This window comes from Rhodoblastus sp., assembly GCF_041915505.1.
GTDB lineage: Bacteria > Pseudomonadota > Alphaproteobacteria > Rhizobiales > Beijerinckiaceae > Rhodoblastus.
Genome location: NZ_JAYSBG010000363.1, coordinates 1 through 3,432, shown reverse-complemented (window position 1 = coordinate 3,432; position 3,432 = coordinate 1). Strand labels below are relative to the sequence as shown.

The following is a 3,432-nucleotide window of genomic DNA, read 5'->3' as shown; positions in this document are numbered from 1 at the left end:
CGGATTTCCGGGAAGATATCGGCCGGCATGGTCTTGATCGCGATGCCGCCGAGAAACAGAATCAGCGCCGCGAACACGTAGAATGTATGCGGAAAGCGCAAGGCGAAACGTACTAAGCCCATGAACCGCCCTATCTCTTGTCAGGAACGCCGCGAAAAGCCGGCCGCAATAGCGTCGCCGGCCTTCATGCTCGCGGGGAAAGCCATAATGGAAGTTTGGCGTTTTTCGGGGCGGAAAACAGCGGTTTGGGCTGCAAAACCCTGTTTGCGTTCGCGCACGCGAACAGCGCCGGCTCTCGTCGCTGCGGCGATGCTCGCTTTGACGACGCCGGCCCATCCGGCGGCGGTGGAAAGCCCGGGACAGACGGAAAATCCTGGGCAGGCGGAAAGTCCGGGCGGATTGCGCGGCGAGGTCTGCCGGATGATCGAACAGGCCGCCGCCACCCACGATCTGCCGCCGGCCTTCCTGACCCGGTTGATCTGGCGTGAGAGCAGTTTTCGCTCGCAGGTCGTGAGCCCGGCGGGGGCGCAGGGCATCGCGCAATTCATGCCGGGCACGGCGGCCGAGCGCGGCCTCGTCGATCCTTTCGACCCCGAACAGGCGATTCCCAAGGCGGCCGAATTCCTGGCCGAACTGCGGTTGCGATTCGGCAATCTCGGCCTTGCGGCGGCGGCTTATAATGGCGGGCCGCAGCGGGTGTCGAGCTGGCTCGCGGGCGCCGGCGGGCTGCCCTTCGAGACGCAGACCTATGTCGAGATCGTCACCCGCCACGCCGCCGAGGACTGGCGCGACGGCGCCGCTGCGGCCAAATTGGACGCCGAATTCGCCCAGCCGGCGACCTGTCTCGCCACGGCGGAAGCGATCCGGGCGCGCGAGCCGGAGCAATTCGCCGGATCGACCCTCACCGCGCCCTGGGGCGTGCAGCTTTCCGGCTCGTTCAACAAGCGCGCGGCGCTCGCCGCCTATCAACGGGCGCATCGCCAATTCGCGGCGCTGTTGGGCGACGGCGAGCCGATGGTGATCGGCAAGAGGGCGCCGGGGCGCGGCTTCGCGCGGTTCTGGCGCGTGCGCGCCCCCGCCCAGACCCGCGCGCAGGCCCAGGCGCTCTGCACGGCCATCGAACGCGCCGGCGGCGCCTGCGCAGTGTTGAAAACATGATACAGGGCCCGGCGGATCGCGCGCCGGAGGAACTTTCTCCACTGGATCTGTCTTTACAAAGGCGCCCCTGTCTCGCAAATAGAACGAAGCTATTGCGGAGCGGCCCGGCGAGGATCGGCGCCTTGCTCCCCGTCCGCCCAAAGGATTGGACCGCCATGTCCCCCAAATCGACCGTTCGCTTCGCCCTGCTGGCGAGCGTGCTTTTCGCGGCGCCGCAGGCGCAGGCGCAATTCTGGCCCTTCCAGCAGCCTGACCCGCAGCCGCAGCAGCGGGCCAAGCCCGCGAAGCCGCAAACGCCGCAGCAGCAACGCCAGCAGCATCAGGCGGTCCAGCAGCAGCCGCAACAGGCCGCGCCGCAGCAGAACCAGGCTTTCTGGTGGGGCGGCGATTCCCAGCCTGTCGCACAGCCGCAACAGCCGGCGCACGTGCAGAGCGCCCGCCAGCGTCTGCCCGAGAATGAAGGCAACGGCGCGGTGGTCGATCTCAGCGCGCGCAATTCGTTGCTGGACGGCGGCGTCTATCGCCGTCCGGGCGAAGCCGCCGCCAGCGCGGTGTTGCCGCCTGACGCCGACCCGAATTATTCGACGCCGGTCAATCTCGATCCGAACGTGAATTACAAGCTGACTGCGCGGAAGGAAATCGTCGATCCGACCGGGGAGCCCGCGGGAACAATCACCATCAGCACCGCCAAGCGCAAGCTTTACCTCTCGATGGGGAACGGCCAGGCGATGGAATATGGCATTGCTGTCGGCAAACAGGGTTTCGCCTGGAAGGGCGAGGCGCTGGTTGGCCGCAAATCCTACTGGCCGGGCTGGACGCCGCCGCCGGAAATGATCGAGCGCCGTCCTGAATTGCCGGAGCATATGGACGGCAGCCTGTCCAATCCGCTCGGCGCCCGCGCGCTCTATCTATTCCAGAACAACAAGGACACCTTGTTCCGCATCCACGGCACCAATGAGCCGTCCTCGATCGGCCATGCCGCGTCTTCCGGCTGCATCCGGATGCACAATGCCGACATTATCGATCTCTATGGCCGCGTCACCAAGGGCGCGCGCGTCGTCGTGATGTAAGGACTTCAGCGCCGGGCGGACGATCGCCCGGCGCGTCTCACCGTCGGGCCTATTGCCCTTCGTGCCGTTTGGCGACCTCTTCGATCTGCCGTTTCACGGCTTCCAGATTGAAGGACGCCGGCGCCTGCATCGGCGGATAATCGATCGCCGTCTCCGCCAAAGCCGCCACTTTCTGCTGCACCAGAACGAAGCGCCAGAACTCGCGGGCGTAGAAATCGTTCATATAGCCGCCGCCGAGATTGTTCAGCGTCTGGCCGCGGATCGACGGCGTCCGCTCGAACGGATCCTGCCGCAGATTGACGATGGTCGGCATGTCGGTCGTGGTCTTTTCGCCGGGCCAGCCGTAGTCCTGCTGGTAGAACTGGAACTTGAAGTCGTCGATGCGGATGGCGCCGAGCGCCGGTCCGCCGAAATAGAACAGTTCATGCCGGTTCGAGGGGCCGTCGCCCTTCAACAGTTTGATCTGGTCATAGCCGTCGAGGTGGTTCTTGTAGGTCTGGCCGCCGAGCGTCACGCCCTTGAGCAATTGGTCGGTGATGTCGGGATTGCCGGCGGCGTCGGCGAGAGTCGGCAGCCAGTCAAGGCCGGAGAATATGCCATTCTCGACCCGGCCCGGCTTCACCGTGCCCGGCCAGCGAATGATCGCCGGCACCCGGAAACCGCCCTCGAACACCGTGCCCTTGGTCGAGCGGAACGGCGTCATGCCGCCGTCCGGCCAGGTGAAGACCTCGGCGCCATTGTCGGTGGTGAAAATCACGATCGTATTGTTGGTCTCGCCGATGTCGTCGAGATGTTTCAGCAGCGCGCCGACCGAATCGTCGAGCTGCGCCATGCCGGCTTCCTCGACATTGTAATTGGTCTGGCTGTTCATCATCGCCTGATATTTGGGCGACAGATAAGTGAACACATGCATGCGCGTCGTGTTGTGCCAGATGAAGAAGGGCTTGCCGTCTTTTTTCGCCTTGTCCATGAAGTCGGAGCTGCTCTTCACGAGCACTTCGTCGAACGTCTCCATGTCATATTTGGCCGGCCGGCTTTCCTGCCAGTTCTGCATTCCCTTCATATTGGGGAAGGGCGGCAGCGGACCCTCGTCGGTGATCTTCTGCTTGCCGATCTTGCCCCAGCGCGGCTGCACCGTCGGATCGTCGACGTCGGTCGCATAGCTATGGACGAGGTTGCGCGGCCCGTATTTGTCGATCCAGTC

General features: G+C 64.7%; 3 protein-coding genes. 2 read left to right on the top strand and 1 reads right to left on the bottom strand.

Annotated elements, in window-relative coordinates; all coding sequences use genetic code 11:
- Window positions 1-309: 309 nt before the first annotated feature.
- Entirely contained in the window at window positions 310-1,158 is an 849-nt protein-coding gene (locus ACE3S9_RS16950) for a lytic transglycosylase domain-containing protein (RefSeq protein WP_374547655.1), read from the top strand.
- Window positions 1,159-1,313: 155 nt separating this feature from the next.
- Window positions 1,314-2,228: a L,D-transpeptidase gene (locus tag ACE3S9_RS16945; RefSeq protein ID WP_374547654.1), complete on the top strand. Its 915-nt coding sequence runs from the start codon at window positions 1,314-1,316 to the stop codon at window positions 2,226-2,228.
- 49 nt (window positions 2,229-2,277) lie between these two features.
- On the opposite strand, the gene ACE3S9_RS16940 is transcribed toward ACE3S9_RS16945, so the two are convergent.
- Window positions 2,278-3,432: sulfatase-like hydrolase/transferase (locus tag ACE3S9_RS16940; protein WP_374547653.1), on the bottom strand; the 1,155-nt coding region annotated here is incomplete at its 5' end.